The organism is Helicobacter sp. MIT 14-3879, from assembly GCF_003364125.1.
Genome location: NZ_NXLP01000003.1, coordinates 160,749 through 175,861, shown reverse-complemented (window position 1 = coordinate 175,861; position 15,113 = coordinate 160,749). Strand labels below are relative to the sequence as shown.

Below are 15,113 nucleotides of genomic sequence, written 5' to 3'. Positions count from 1 at the left end.
CCTTAATATTTTCTATAAACTACAATTCCTTGTGTAAGCAAAATATAGTAATTTAGCTTATAGGATAATCTCTCACCAAATTCCTTACAAACACAATCCACTTCATCAAATAATAATGCTCTCTCATCATAAAATTCCCACATATTTAGTCGCTCTAAACAATAGCGACTAAATCTATAAAGCCTAGTTGGTGTTGGGTAAGTTATCAAAACAATTCCCCCACTCTTTGCTGCCTCAAAATGCTTTTGTATCATAGCCTTTGTTTTATCTTTATTAAAATGCTCAATTAAACCAGCAGAAAAAACTAAATCAAAACTAGAATCTAAACTTGTTTGAAGTAAATCTATACAAACTCCTCTTTGTTTATAAGGTGCTACATTTTCAAACTTAGTTCTAAAAGCTTCTACACCATTTTTAGAGCTATCATAGATAATGTAAGATGAGTTTGGATAAGAGTCTCTAAAAGCCTCATAAAAACAACTATCTCCACCACCAAACTCACAAATTTTATTTATATTTTCATACTTTGATATTAGATTTAAAATCATTTTTGTAGTAATTTTCCTTGTAATTTGTGATATTTTAAGCCTCCTATCTTTTCTATTTGAATAATATTTTTCCCAATTTGTAGGTATAATGCTTGTAATAAAATTTTCACTCACCCCCCCCCATTAGATTTAAAATCTAATATTTCAGCTTTTGAGCTAAAGATAAAAAATCTCTGGATTAAAAAACTAATAGCAAAAATCATTAATTCACAAATTGGTTTTATAATAATCTCATTAATACCGCTATAATGCGTGATTAACTTAATTCCTTGCATAGAAATAAGCATTAAAATAATTGTTAAAATTAGATAGCTAATAATTTCAAACTTTAAATTTGACTTTGTTTTAAAAACAAATCTCTTCCCAATGATGAAATTAAAACTTCCAGCAACTATTCTACCGCTTATCATAGAAACTAAGAGGCTAAAGTTAAGGCTAAAGGCAATAACAAATACAACATAATCAATAAGGGCTGTAAGAAGTGAATTACCAATATGCCTAAATAACACAAAATAAATACTAAGAGAATCAAATATAGGATTAAAATGTGAAGAAGAGTTATTGTCTATATAGATTGTTTTGATTGGCACTTGCAAAATCTTAATATTATTATTACAAGCTGAAATTAGCATTTGCATTTCAAATTCATATCCATTATAAAGAATGCCTAAAATATTTCTAGCAAAGCTAGGAGTAAATGCACGAAGTCCGCTTTGTGTATCTTTTAGCTTTTTGCCAAACATAATTTTAAAAATAAATCTAGTTAATTTATTACCAAATTCACTTCTAAATGGAATATCTTTGCTAAACTCTCTAACACCAATGGCTAAATCTACACTAGATTCTAAAAATACATCTCTTAAAACTTTTACATCATCAATTTTATGCTGACCATCACAATCTAGTGTTATTATTAAAGATAAATTTGGATAATTATTTAAAACATAATTTATCCCATTTTTTAATGCTGCACCTTTGCCTAAATTAATTGCATTTTTAAGTAAAATTGCTTTATTATCAATTTGTGAAAATATACTATCAAAAGCCTTTGGAGAGCCATCATTTATAATAATTACAATAAAATTTGATTCAATAAGAGAATTTACAAGATTGATAATCTCTATACTTGGTTTATATGCAGGAATAAGAGCTATTGCCTCTGTATTATTTAAATTTGTATTATTTAAATTTGTTTTATTTAGAGTTTGCTGCCCCCCCCCTATTTTCTAAATTCACAATTCACTCCTTATAACATTATTATTTAGCAAATTCTAGGTAGAATCTCACCTTGTGGATATTCTAAATATCTCTTAGAACCCAAATTAGTATTTAACACTACCCTTTTGTTGCCATTTTTTATTACCTTGCCTATAATTGCCGCATTTTTACCTAAAGGCTGTTTATGTAAAATCTCTAGTGCTAAAATAGCAAAAGATTCTGGTATAGCAAATACACAAACACCTTCATTTGCCAAGCTATATGCCTCAATGCCTAAAATTTCACAAACTCCACGAACCTCATCTTTCATAGGAATAGAATCTTCGTCAAGCAAAATATCACAATTTGATGAATTAGCCCATTCATTTAAAACAGAGGCTATACCTCCACGCGTAGCATCTCTAATGCTGTGAATTTTAATATTTTCATTTAAAAGCGATTCTACTAATCCCCACAAAGAAGCACAATCACTATGTAAAGAATTTTCTAAAGAAATATTATTTCTTAAGCAATACAAACAGGCTCCGTGAGAGCCAATATCCCCACTAACAATAATAACATCATTCTCTTTTAAATTCATAGAAGAAATGCCTTTGTATTTTATTTCTCCTATCACAGTAGTAGTAATAAAAATTCCCTCTACAGCTCCCTTTGATACAACCTTAGTATCTGCCGATAAAAGAGTAATATTATTTGCTTTCATTTCAATACTAATAGATTTTGCAATTCTCTCTAAATCACTTATTAAAAATCCCTCTTCTATTATAAATGAAATAGTTAAATACTTAGGTTTTGCTCCCATAACAGCCACATCATTACAACTACCACACACACTAAGTTTGCCTATATCTCCACCCGGAAAAAATATAGGAGTGATAGTAAAAGCATCTGTGCTAATTGCAAAATTATCACCACTAAAAAGACCTGCATCTTCGCTACCATATTGATTGTCAAAATATTTTAAAAATATTTTTATTAATTCTTGGTTTTCTAATCCACCATTACCATAAGATAATAAAACTTTAGATAACATAAATAACCCTAGATTTTAATTTAAAGGCTGAAAGTATAATTTAATTTATGATAAAATCCATTTAAATTTTTATTAAAAATTAAAAAAAGGAACTTATAATAAACAATGAATATAGAAATGTTGCAAGTTAAACTCCACAGAGCTACAATAACTGATGCAAATCTTAACTATCAAGGTTCTATTACAATTGATAAAGCTATTTTAAAACAAGCAAATCTCCTTGTAGGACAAAAAGTAGAAATTGCAAATATTAACAATGGTGAGAGATTTAGCACTTATATTATTGAAGGAGAAGCAAATAGTGGAACAATATGCCTAAATGGTGCTGCGGCAAGAAAAGCTCAAATAGGCGATAAAGTAATTATTATGGCTTATGCTATGTATAATAAGAGTGAATTAGAAAGTTACTTTCCTAGTGTTTTGTTATTAGACAACAACAACAAAGTAATTTCTCATAAAAAGGAATTATAATGATAAATGATTTCGCAAATATGCTAAACCAACTTCAAGACAATATAAAAAATATAGAAGAAAAACAAGCAAATACAATATATTCTGCTAAAAGTGGTGGTGGATTAGTTAGTGTTAGCGTAAATGGAAAGGGAGAAGTTATAGATTTAAACATAGATAAATCCTTGCTTGATGATGTAGAGGCTATGCAAATATTAATTATTGGAGCAATAAATGAAGCCCTAAAAAATGCAGAATCTGCTAAGAAAAACTCTGCAATGGAGTTATTTGGTGATTTATCATCATTTAAGTAAAGTTTTATTAATTATATTTTGCAATGCTGGGTTATCTACTACTTATTTACCTGCACTAGATTTTAGAAAATGCCAAGAATTCTACCTAAATACATCAAAAGAATTTATAGAATCTAGAAACTTAGAGGATAAATATTCTAGCGATATTCAAACTATTCGTGCAATCCACATAGGGAATGGTAAATATCTAGCATATACTAATAAAAATTTTAATCACCCAAAGATTATAAAATATGACTATTTAACGGGATTAATATTATTTAGTGATAAATTGTTAAATCAAAAATACACTTTAAGAGAGGTTGATAAAACAATCAAGGTATCTGCAATAAATGATAGCTCCATTACAACAGGTAGCATACAACAAAGGCAAAATTCCTTAGTTAACCTAGCTATTTTTTCTAAAGAAATTAAGCAAAATAGCGTGATTAGTGATATTTGCTATCAAGCCTATGGAATTAGTGCAAAAAATAATAAATTTATAGATAAAAAATATATAGAACTATTTTTAAATAAAAATGGAATGTATAGTGATATTGGCATAAAATTAAATGCTAATTTAAGGATAGAGAATATAAATCCATTTATTGGAAATGCAATAAAGATTAATGACATTTTACTTAGCATTAATGGAGTTGATATTAAAAATATAAATGATTTTATAGATATTTCATCAAATTTAAACACCTCTAAAAACGCTCTTTTAAAAATAAAACGTGGAAATGATATAATATCTGTTATTATAAAGCCATTTAAAAGATTAACTCCATTTATAGAAAATGATAGCTATTTAGAAATCTTTGGTATTATGTTAGATAATAAACTAGTAGTTAGAAGTAAAGTAAATAAATTTAATTTCAAACAAAATGATAGAATCCTACGATTAAACCAAATAAAAGTAAGAAATAAATCTGAATTGGATTCTGCTATTTTGCAAACATTTAGGGAAAATGAAAAAGAATTTTCTTTTTTGGTAATTAGAGATGATTTTGAATTTTTTATAACTTTAGAGAGATAAATGCTAAAAAATACATTAAATGAATTTGAATGTTTTTTACAAAACCACGATACGAGCATATTTAAAAGCTTTCACCCTAGTTTTCAAAATGCTTTTTGGGAAATGCTTTTAAATGGGGGTAAAAGATTCCGTCCTAGTTTATTATTTAGCATTGTTTTAGCAAAGAAAAAAGAGAGAATAAAAGATTCGTTTAATATTGCTTTAGCACTTGAGGCTCTACATACTTACTCACTAATTCATGATGATTTACCTGCTATGGATAATGCAAATTTAAGAAGAAATCACCAAACATTACATACAAAATATAGTGAGGCTGATGCAATACTTGTAGGAGATGCCCTAAATTCATACTCATTTTATTTAATAGCAAATTCTAATTTTAGCTCAAAGAAAAAAGTAAAATTAATAAATTCACTTGGCTTTGGAGCTGTAAAAATGGTCTTAGGACAGGCTTGTGATTGCTATTTTGAAAAGCAAAAACTAAAAAAAGATAAATTAATCTTTATACATACAAATAAAACAGCAGCACTAATAGCCTCATCACTTCAAATGGGTTCAATAATAGCAAACTTACCAAAAAAACAAGATAAACAAATTTATAAATTCGCTAAATTGCTTGGAATATTTTTCCAAATAAGAGATGATATATTAGATTCTACATCAACCTTAGAGGGTAAAACTGCAAATAATGATACATTTAAAAATAGCTATGTTAATTTATTAGGATTAGATGGTGCAAAAAATGAATTAGAAGAGATAAAAGCAAAGCTATTAAGAAAAATTGACAAACTTGATAAAGATATAAAAAATAATCTATCAATTTTATTAGAAAAATATTTTTAAAGGAAAAAAATGAAAAATATATTAATAACAAATGATGATGGCTATTTATCTCCTGCATTACAAGCATTAGTAGAATCTATTAGTGATTTAGGGAGGGTTTTAGTAGTAGCTCCTGCTAGTGAAAAATCTGCCTGTGGGCACGGACTAACCCTAACTAGACCACTTAGTTTTATTAAAATAAAAGATAACTTCTATAAATTAGAAGATGGCACTCCATCTGATTGCGTATATCTAGCACTAAATACGCTATATAAAGGGATTAAACCTGATTTAATAATCTCTGGAATTAATATTGGCTCAAATATGGGAGAAGATGTAACATATTCTGGCACTGTTGCGGGGGCTATGGAGGGGGCAATTCACAAGATTCCATCTATTGCAATATCGCAAGTATTAGATGATAAAAATACAGCATTTGAGTATGATTTTAGCCTTGCAAAAGAAGTAGCAAAAGGATTAGTAAAAGAATTACTTAATAGGACTTTTCCATTAAGTGGAAGAAAATTACTAAATATTAATATTCCTCAAATAAAAAAAGATAAATACAAAGGCATTAAAATAACTCAACTTGGATATAGAATCTATGGTAATGATGCACACTTGCATAGGAATCCTAGAGGATATGAATATTATTGGCTAGGACTTCACCCACTAAATTGGGAAGAAAGAAAAGATAATAATTCTGATTTTAAAGCAGTGTTTGAGGGCTATACTAGCATAACACCTATAATGCTAGATATGACTAGCTATGAGGATATGCAAACACTAAACAATTGGGCTAGTAAATTTTAAAAGCCTGCCTAAAATAAAATGAAGATTTTAGATTCTAGGTTAATATTTATTGTAGTTTTAAAAAAGTTTTTTAAACAAAATAAATTCAATATCTTATTTATATTTATATTTTATTTAATAGCTCTATTTTCATTAATACTAGCAAACTTTAATTATATTGATGATTTAGGTAGAAGCATATTTGGAAACTTTGACTTTACAAATTGGGATAGATACACATCATCTACTCTAGCTGGAATCTTAAGCCTTAATTCAAGCTTTTTCTTAAATCTATTCCCACTAAGCCTATTACTTAGTATTTTATTTCTTAGCATTGCCTCTATTATATTAATAAACACATTAAATAAAGAATTATTAAATTATAAACTTGCAATTTTATCAAGTCTAAGTATTGGACTTAATCCTTATTATTTACAGAATCTATCATATAAGTTTGATTCTCCATTTATGGCATTAAGCGTTCTATCAAGTATATTTCCATTTTTATTTTTAAGATACAAAAAACTATTTATAATTACTTCTTTCTTATCATTATTAATTATGCTAACAAGCTATCAAGCAAGTAGCGGAGTTTATATTATCATAGGTTTATTTTTAGCTTTTAAAAAACTTAATCAAAAAGCATATAAAGAAGCTTATTATATAACCTTAAGCTGCTTAATATCATATTTAATCGCATCTATAATCTTTAAGTTATTTATTCACACGCCAAGCTTAGATTATGCTACAAGTGATATTTTACCTCCTAAATTATTTATCGATGGGGTTTATAGAAATATAAGTCTATTTTTAAAAGCAATTTATACAGATTTTGGTGGGAGTAGTTTTAAAGCTAGTAAAGTATTTTTAGGTATAATTTTTGGCTTTAGTATTATATTTATCTTTAAAAATACGCTAGATTCTAAGCTAAATAAATTTAACTCAATCTTTCTTGCTATTACTACATTAATCCTATTGCTAATATTATCCTATGGTTTATATATTATTCTAATTATTCCTTCATACTATGCTAGATCTTTCATTGGATTTGGTATTTTTATAGCATTAATTGTAATAGATTCTATAAGTTTAAATAAAAAGAGTCTAAAAATTATGTCATCAATTATGATAATTATACTAGCTCAATACCTAATCACATTTGCTACATATTATGGGCAGAGCCTAAGAGCACACGATGATTACCAGCGATTTCGCTATATTCTAGTAGTAAATGATTTAGCTAAACACCTAAAAGAAAGTGATAAAAATCTAGATTCTAAATTCAATATTGATTTTATAGGTTTTGCAGGAGCAACACCTAATATTAAATATGCAAAAGAACAATACCCAATAATAAAACGATTAATTCCTATAATTCAAGGCAAGGCAAATTGGGGAGTAGCAGCCTTAGAGCATTATAGCATAAGTGCAACAACAATAAATTGCAGCACAATTATAAAATACACAAAGAAACCTAAGATATTAACTAACAACTATTATCACAAAATCATAAGATATGAACATAGAGCTAAAGTATGCTATATTGTTGATTTTAAAAATATATGAAAAGATTAATAGAATTTAAAATGTATTAGATTATTTAAATTACTAATTTTTTCATTCATCTCTTCTTGTGAGCTAAATTCTAAAAATACTATACCAGCTTTATAAAAACGCTCTATAAATTCACCTTTTTTATACCATAAAAATAAATCTATGATATTATTTTAATTTTACAATCAAAAATAATATCACTCAATACTCCCGCTTTTGTGCTTATTATACACTGCCTTGCCAAAAATTTCTTTCTTTTTAATTTTAATTTTGTAATGGGTAAATTTGCAATAGAGCTAATATATAAAAGAGGATAATCAATCCCTGTGCTAAATGATACAAATTTAGGATACAAATCTCCTCCAGCCCTACGACAAGCCTCAATAATTACTAATTTTTTACTTCCATCTTTCATTGTCTTTAATATAGTTTGTGTATGAAAGATTCCATCCTCTAACTTTAAAATACTTGCTATTTTTTCAATCTCATCTATTAAAGCAAAAGCTATATCTTGTGTAATAATACTACTTGTAGTAGTCCCTGATACTGCAAAGGGCTTATAATTATACTGCTCATTATCATAAAAATAAAATATTACTTTTTGGTTTATTAAAATAGTGCTAAAGCCATGCCTACTACCCTCTATAAACTCCTCTACTACAATTTTTTTACTTCTTGAGTGTTCTAGTGCAAAATTAATATTATCTTTTAATAAAATATCATTTGCAAAAGCTGTACTTACACCCTTACCAGAGGCAGAATCTATTGGTTTAATTATTATTTTTTCTCTAAAATTCTTTTTTATAGATTCTATTGCATCTAATTCTTTACTAAAAGATAGAGCTTTAGGAGATATAATATTATTTTTAGCACAAAATTCTCTCCATAAATTCTTATGATGAATAATCTTTGAGGTCTCAAAACTATCAAAATTGCCAATCTTTAAATAATCATTAACATAAGAGCAAGTAAGCAGTGAGTAGTCATCACAAGCAGGAATTAGAACATCTATTTTAAGCCTCTCTATCAATTCAAGCATAGCCTCTTTATTAGAATAATCTTCGAGTATTGTTTCATTAGCATAAGCATGTCCTAAATCATCTTTATTATTTCCACTTGTAATTACATAAAATCCTAATTTTCTAGCTGCTAAAATAGCAGGAATATCTGCAAATTTTCCTCCTGCAAGAAAAAGCTTCTTCATCATATCTCCAATATATTTTATACAAAAAACATTACACTCTCACTTACCCCTGATGAATAATGTCTAAAATAAAGCCTGTATTTAGGATTAAATTCTAAAAGTAATTTTGGGATTCTTATAAAATCATCAAATCTATGATAGACACATATTGCAATTATTGGCTTATATTTGGTAATAAAATTTCTAGCACCCATCAACGCCCACTCTTCACTACTTTCAATATCTAGTTTTAGCATAATCTTTATATCTCGCTGCCCCCCCCCATTTATGATTATCTCTTTATTGTTTAATAAATTATCAATAGAATTTACCTCAACCATATCAGTAGAATCTTTAGTTAGATATGAAGCAGTTTTGGAGGATTTAACTCCTATTATATCTTTTCCTTCACCTAAGCCTATATTAAAGCCTTTGATATTTGGGTAATTGAATAGATTTTTAGTTGTATTAATAAAATTATTCTTTTGTATTTCAAAAAAATAAATTTGCTTATAATTTTTTGCCCTTTTTATAAACTCTAAGCTATTCTCTCCATCATAAGAACCAATATCAAAAAATATATCTACTCCTTCAAGCCCTAAAAACTCCTCAAAATATTGTTCATTTGGGCGAAAAGTAAAATCTCTCATAAAGCTAAAATCACTATTTAGTCTAAAATTTATTATTTGCTCAAATTCTTTTCTACTTCTATTTTCTATTAATTTATTATAAATATCTTCATATTCATATCTATTAGCCCTAAAATGTTCTCTAAAGTCCTTCCAAGTGCTTACTTTGGAATTAGTCTTATTTGCAACAAATAAATCATCAAACTCTATCTCTAATAATGAAATATTAAATTCCTCTTTTAAGATTCTAAAAAATGCAAAATAATCTATAAATTCTATTATCTTTAACTTTTGCAAATACAATAATTTATCTAAAGCTAAATTAGTTTGACAAAGAACTACTACTACTACTTTGGCATAGCACTTAATTTCATTAGTTTTAATTAGGGGGATTTGTATATCTTTATAACTATATACACTATCTTTTGTAAAATCATCTACTATTCCATCTACCTTTAGATTCCTCTCATATAAAGCCTTAATTATAAATTTTGAATATTTATTAAACCCAAAAATGTATCTTTTAGAACTAGGCTCTAAAAATTCTCTTACAAAGTTTATTTTTTCAATACTCATTTTTGTTCTTTGTATATTCATAATTTCTCCTTATAAATTAACCTTTCTTTTAGACTTAAATGATTTACTAATTGCTTGTAAAAATTTTAGCTCCTCTATTGCGCTATCTATTCCAAAAATATATGGTGATAAAGACTTAGAACTTCTAAAAGATATAATAGAATCTGCTAGAGAGTTATAATAATTTCCAAATGCCTCTATAAAACCAGCGGGATGTCCTGCTTTAAACCTATCATATTTATTTGCAAAAATATTAGGTGAGGCTCTATCTTTTATAATTCTCTCTCCTTCTTTTGTGTTTATTAGTAATTCTTCAGGATTACTTTGTAACCACTCTGCGCTTAAATGTTCTCCAAATATTCTCACTCTAAGACCATTTCTAAAGCCTAAAGCTGACTTTGAATACCAAATATTAGCCACTAATTTATCACTAAACTCTGCTAAAATATTTACATCATCAATTATATTTTTAAAATGCCCAAAACTATTTGCAACAGCAAATAGGCTTAGAGGTTTTTTAAAGCTTAAAAAAGAAATAATATTTAATATATGCACCCCTAAATCAAGGCTAATTATTGGGATTTCTAAATCTCGCATTCGCCAATTTTGAGGCTTAGGTATGCTACCATTAATATTTCTAATAAAGCCTTCTTGTGGCATTTCTATTTGTATATTATGAAGTTTGCCAAATTCGTTATTCAATATCATTGTTTGTAACTCTCTTAGCATAGGATAGCCTGTATAGTTATAAGTGATAGCTAGAAATGACCTTTTAACATCTAGTATCTTCTTAATTTGCAATGCTTCTTTGAGGTTAGTACAAAGAGTTTTTTCACAAATTACATAGTAATTAAGCTCTAAAGCCCTGCATATTATATCTTTATGGCTTGGAGTGGGAGTTAGAATACATATTGCATCAATTTTGCCTACTTCATTTAATAAAAGACTTTCATAATTAGAATACAGCCTAATATCACCCCCAAATAAAGATGCACTCTTTTTATTAGCAGCAAAGTCTTTACTAAAACAGCCAGCTTTTAGCTTAAACCTACTATCCATTTGAGAGGCAATAAAATGAGTATAGCCAATAGCAGAGCCTATACCACCGCCTATAAATGCTAAACTTAGAGTCTGCATTTAGGCAGCCTTTGGATATTTGGGGTATTTAGAAATAATCTTATAGTTTTTACTTAAACCCCTTCTACCCCCCCCCCATAGAGCTATTTTTAAATAAAATATAATTTTTTAGCATAGATTTAATAGAATTTATATCATTAAATGCTATCACATCAATGATGCTTAAATTTGGCATAAATTCATCGCTAAATTGCTTATAGATTACATCTTTTGGCTTTAAGAAAAGTAATTCTATCCCTTCATTGCTAAATTCATCACTACTATATAATTCAACTCCTCCGCTTGAGTTTATATAAACTTTAGCATTTAAAGTCTTGCAAATCGCTATTACTTTTTGTGTAGCTTTAAGATTGTGCTCTATATTAATGGTGGAAGAAATGATAATATTTGTAGAGATTTGTAAAAAGGAACAGATCCTTAAAATTGAGTGATATACAAAATCAAAGAGGTTGTCCCTTGGATAAGTCATAATAGATTCCAATAAAGGCATTAAAATATTGTAATTTGGTGATTTCTTATAAGCAAAATGGATTCTAGAGAGAATCTTATCTGCACTAAATTCATTGCTTAAAAATCTATTATCAATATTAAGAAAATCAGAATCTTTCTTTAATGGAAGACTAAATAAAACATCAATATTATTTTGTAAAAATCTATTTCTATTTATCCAAGCCTTTTTAGAGTATTGTATATTATCATATACTACAAATGTATCAACAACAGAAATTAACTGAAAATACCCAATATATGGTAGAAAATATGGCTGCATAATACCAATAGTTTGATTTTTAGGAATGTATTTCATGCTACACTCCTAAAATCTTTATAATAAAACTTGTTTTGATAAAAAATAGCGCGGCAAAGGGCATTAATATGACTAGGCTTGCTAGCTCTAAAAAATATAATCCCTATTTTAAACTTACAACCCCCCCCCATAGAATCTAGCAATATCTTAACAAATCTATTCATATTTTCCATACGATATAACATTTCATCTTCTGAGTTTGATTTAAATATTATTATTCCAAGCGTTGCATTGCTACCGTTAAAACTAGATACCAAATCTCCCTCTCTTATAAAAAGCTGTTTAAAAACTACATCTTTAGAAAATTCATCCCCCAAACTCAAACCTCTAAATACTCCATTAATTTTAGAGTGCAATACATAACAAGCAAAATAACCTAAAACTTTTACATTTGATATACTCTCTCTAAACCAATCCAAAGAAAGTCCTAAACTAGCACATATAGACGCCCTTACTAAATCTATCCCAAAGGTTTTTTCTATTACTTGAGGAATTAGATTGCCTCCATTTCTAGGGGCTACTTCTAAAAAATAAACTTGTTTATTTTTTAATCTAATATCAAAATTATATGCCCCTGTTTTCATATTAAGAAGTGAAATTAATCTTTCTATCTCTTTTCTTGTAATTGTATAAGATTCACTATCTCCGCTATATGGAAAGCTTTCTCCTATTGGAGCAAATGGATTAAAGTTATATTTATCAAAATGCTCATTTGCAAAACCGCTAAAAATAAGCTCCCCATCAATACTAAAGCCATCTCCTGCTATTTGATAAAAATCATATTCTATCCACTCCTCTAAAACCACCTCTTTTATATTTGAATAAGACATAGATTTAGTAAAATATTTTATTAAATCACCTTTATTTTCTATCTTAAATACACCCTTAGAACCACTAGAATCAACAGGTTTTAAAATAAGCGGTGGGGTAAATTTATCAAAACAATCTATAGCATCTTGCAAGTTATTAAATCCCATTGATTTCGGGGCATTAAAATTGTTATTTCTTAAAAATTTCCTAAAAAGTTTTTTGTTTGTAAGAATCTCCACACTTTTATAAGGGCTAGTTTCTAGTCCTAAATTTTCTGCAACATAGGCAGCAGTAGGTGCAGCTGGATCACTAGCATAAGCTAAGATTCCATCAATTTGTAATTTTTTACTTAAATTTAATACATCATCTTTTGAGGTAGTAGAGATATTATAATACTCATCACTTAAGCTATGACCTGGATTATTTGGAAGATAATCACAAGTAATTACATAATGCCCCATATCCTTAGCTTTTTGTATAGCAGGCATTTGAAAGTAGCTCCCTCCTAACATTAGTAATCTCATAATCTAGCCTTTTGTAATTCATTTAAAAATTTATCTTGCAAATTTAGGATATTCTTACTTCTTTGACTTATTCTCCTTGCTGGATTGCCAAAATATATACTCCATTCTTTCGTAGGCTTTCTAATTAAGCTCATTGCTCCTACTGCTGTGCCTATGGCTAAGTTTGCTCCTGGAAAGATAATAGAACAAGTTCCAACAATACTATGCTCTCCTAAAGTTAAGCTCTTTTCATAACGCCCACAATATTCATCTGGTAAGGTTGGGTTTGTCATAAACTTACCGCTATAATCATCACTACTTGTAAAAAGATGAGCCCTAGGGGCTAATCCACTAAAATCTTTCATAATAATCTCCGCATTACTACTTGAGAGCAAATAACTGCCTATGCTAATGTGTATGTAATTGCCTAATGTAATGTGATTTGCTAAAACTGCAAAGTCATCTATTTTTATATTACTGCCTAAGCTTATACGTTCTGGACGATAAAAAATAGCCTTAGAACTAATCTCTAAATTTTCCCCAAAGGACTTAAAACCAATTTTTGAAATCTCTTCTTTGCTTAAATATCCCATAAAATCCTCCTATAAGCTTTTAATTTCAATTTTTAGATTCCATTTAAGATAAAACCATCAATGCCTCTTTACTAGAATCTTAAAAACATAAAAGCTCTGCCTAAAATACCAAACTAAGCACATTTTCTCTTAAGGTATTTATTAGATTTGCTAATATTCTTATTAAGCTTTCTAACAATGGCTACCACCCCCCCCCCATTTTGTGCCTCTAGTATTAAATTTGTAATATATTTCATCTCTTTTGTGCCATATCGCTGGTCTATTGGCAAAGCTAGAAGATGATTTTGTAAGTAAATTTCAAATGAATTTTTCTTACACCATTCTTGCATATAAGGCCAATAAATTGGGATAAATACTCTATTTTTTATTAGATGTTCTCTTAATTTTAAATTTGCAAAATATGGATAAACCATAGGAATATCAAAAGAATTTAGAGAGTAGGTATTAGGTAAAAGCTTCTTTAGTGTGTTAAAGTTTTTAATGCGAATTTTTTTGACAAAATTATAATCAATACTAAATAAGAGGCTTTTTGTTAAATTCGATATTAATTCTATATTGCTAGATAAGCTGTCCTCGCTTTGTTTAAAATCACTATATGAAGATTCTGGATTTAAATCTAGTCTTTTAAATAAAAATTTTGCTCTCTCAAAGCTAATGTCTTTTTTAAAAGATAGAGAGTTTCTATTATATTTTTCATCATATAAAATTCCGCCATCACTAACTCCTACAAACTTTCTTGGGCTATAAAAACATATTTTTGAAGGTGGAGCAAAAAAGCTCTGTGCATTATCAATAATTACATTTGTATATTTTAAAAGAATATTTTTTACATTTCTTAAATTAATACCAAAATAATTCGTATATAAAATCCAATTCTTATTACTAACTTTTATTCTAGGCGAAAAATCCTCTTTTATGTGGTAAAATCTAATTCTACAACCAAGTTCTTTAATAGTATCTAACACAACTTTACAGGTAAAATAAGGAACATAAATCTCTTTAATATTATGATTTTGAAGTATTAATTTTAGGGCATTCCTAGCACTTTTTAAATGGATTGCATTTTTGTGTGGATAATATCTAGTTTTTCTTAACTCTAGCTCAAAATATCCCCCTATTGCATTCACT

The 15,113-nt window shown here is 28.0% G+C and carries 16 protein-coding genes and 1 pseudogene; 6 read left to right on the top strand and 11 right to left on the bottom strand.

Features of this window, described 5'->3' with window-relative positions; all coding sequences use genetic code 11:
- Positions 1–2 precede the first annotated feature (2 nt).
- The 4 genes and pseudogenes from CQA44_RS03555 to hypE all read right to left on the bottom strand — a co-directional run bounded on the left by CQA44_RS03555 (position 3) and on the right by hypE (position 2,799).
- Entirely contained in the window at positions 3–662 is a 660-nt protein-coding gene (locus CQA44_RS03555) for a trans-aconitate 2-methyltransferase (RefSeq protein WP_115545907.1), read from the bottom strand.
- The gene (locus CQA44_RS03550; protein WP_115545906.1) at positions 659–1,291 is read right to left on the bottom strand and encodes a GtrA family protein; all 633 of its coding nucleotides are present in this window, start codon (positions 1,289–1,291) and stop codon (positions 659–661) included. The genes CQA44_RS03555 and CQA44_RS03550 overlap by 4 nt, the downstream gene beginning before the upstream one ends.
- Before the next feature lie 33 nt (positions 1,292–1,324).
- Positions 1,325–1,693, bottom strand: a pseudogene (locus CQA44_RS13485) (glycosyltransferase); the annotation flags it as partial.
- 116 nt (positions 1,694–1,809) lie between these two features.
- Complete coding sequence (hypE, locus tag CQA44_RS03540; RefSeq protein ID WP_115545905.1) at positions 1,810–2,799, bottom strand: hydrogenase expression/formation protein HypE; 990 nt, start codon at positions 2,797–2,799, stop codon at positions 1,810–1,812.
- Positions 2,800–2,904: 105 nt separating this feature from the next.
- On the opposite strand from hypE, the gene panD reads away from it, so the two are divergent.
- Genes panD through CQA44_RS03510 form a run of 6 tightly spaced genes read left to right on the top strand, consistent with a single transcriptional unit; the run spans position 2,905 to position 7,761 of the window.
- Positions 2,905–3,270 (top strand): aspartate 1-decarboxylase, encoded by a 366-nt coding sequence (gene panD / locus CQA44_RS03535; RefSeq protein ID WP_115545904.1) that lies wholly within the window; start codon positions 2,905–2,907, stop codon positions 3,268–3,270.
- Complete coding sequence (locus CQA44_RS03530) at positions 3,270–3,563, top strand: YbaB/EbfC family nucleoid-associated protein (protein WP_115545903.1); 294 nt, start codon at positions 3,270–3,272, stop codon at positions 3,561–3,563. The genes panD and CQA44_RS03530 overlap by 1 nt, the downstream gene beginning before the upstream one ends.
- A complete protein-coding gene (locus CQA44_RS03525; protein WP_147289746.1) occupies positions 3,538–4,581 on the top strand; it encodes a hypothetical protein in 1,044 nt (347 codons plus the stop codon). Before CQA44_RS03530 ends, CQA44_RS03525 begins: the two co-directional genes overlap by 26 nt.
- Positions 4,582–5,424: a polyprenyl synthetase family protein gene (locus CQA44_RS03520; protein ID WP_115545901.1), complete on the top strand. Its 843-nt coding sequence runs from the start codon at positions 4,582–4,584 to the stop codon at positions 5,422–5,424.
- Between the two features lie 9 nt (positions 5,425–5,433).
- The gene (surE, locus tag CQA44_RS03515; RefSeq protein ID WP_115545900.1) at positions 5,434–6,216 is read left to right on the top strand and encodes a 5'/3'-nucleotidase SurE; all 783 of its coding nucleotides are present in this window, start codon (positions 5,434–5,436) and stop codon (positions 6,214–6,216) included.
- Between the two features lie 18 nt (positions 6,217–6,234).
- Positions 6,235–7,761, top strand: coding sequence for a glucosyltransferase domain-containing protein (locus tag CQA44_RS03510; protein ID WP_115545899.1), 1,527 nt, complete (start codon positions 6,235–6,237; stop codon positions 7,759–7,761).
- Positions 7,762–7,909: 148 nt separating this feature from the next.
- Here CQA44_RS03510 and CQA44_RS03505 read toward each other — a convergent pair whose 3' ends face one another.
- The 7 genes from CQA44_RS03505 to CQA44_RS03475 form a co-directional block, all read right to left on the bottom strand.
- A complete protein-coding gene (locus tag CQA44_RS03505) occupies positions 7,910–8,953 on the bottom strand; it encodes an acetyl-CoA carboxylase biotin carboxylase subunit family protein (protein ID WP_181881765.1) in 1,044 nt (347 codons plus the stop codon).
- A gap of 17 nt (positions 8,954–8,970) precedes the next feature.
- Entirely contained in the window at positions 8,971–10,158 is a 1,188-nt protein-coding gene (locus CQA44_RS03500) for an FkbM family methyltransferase (RefSeq protein WP_115545897.1), read from the bottom strand.
- 9 nt (positions 10,159–10,167) lie between these two features.
- Positions 10,168–11,274, bottom strand: a complete 1,107-nt coding sequence (locus CQA44_RS03495; protein WP_115545896.1) for a Gfo/Idh/MocA family protein — start codon at positions 11,272–11,274, stop codon at positions 10,168–10,170.
- Between the two features lie 64 nt (positions 11,275–11,338).
- Positions 11,339–12,079: a WbqC family protein gene (locus tag CQA44_RS03490; protein WP_220272137.1), complete on the bottom strand. Its 741-nt coding sequence runs from the start codon at positions 12,077–12,079 to the stop codon at positions 11,339–11,341.
- Entirely contained in the window at positions 12,076–13,413 is a 1,338-nt protein-coding gene (locus tag CQA44_RS03485; RefSeq protein ID WP_115545895.1) for an acetyl-CoA carboxylase biotin carboxylase subunit family protein, read from the bottom strand. The genes CQA44_RS03490 and CQA44_RS03485 overlap by 4 nt, the downstream gene beginning before the upstream one ends.
- The gene (locus CQA44_RS03480; RefSeq protein WP_115545894.1) at positions 13,410–13,985 is read right to left on the bottom strand and encodes an acyltransferase; all 576 of its coding nucleotides are present in this window, start codon (positions 13,983–13,985) and stop codon (positions 13,410–13,412) included. The genes CQA44_RS03485 and CQA44_RS03480 overlap by 4 nt, the downstream gene beginning before the upstream one ends.
- 113 nt (positions 13,986–14,098) lie before the next feature.
- A complete protein-coding gene (locus CQA44_RS03475) occupies positions 14,099–15,112 on the bottom strand; it encodes a hypothetical protein (RefSeq protein WP_115545893.1) in 1,014 nt (337 codons plus the stop codon).
- Between the last annotated feature and the right edge of the window lies 1 nt (position 15,113).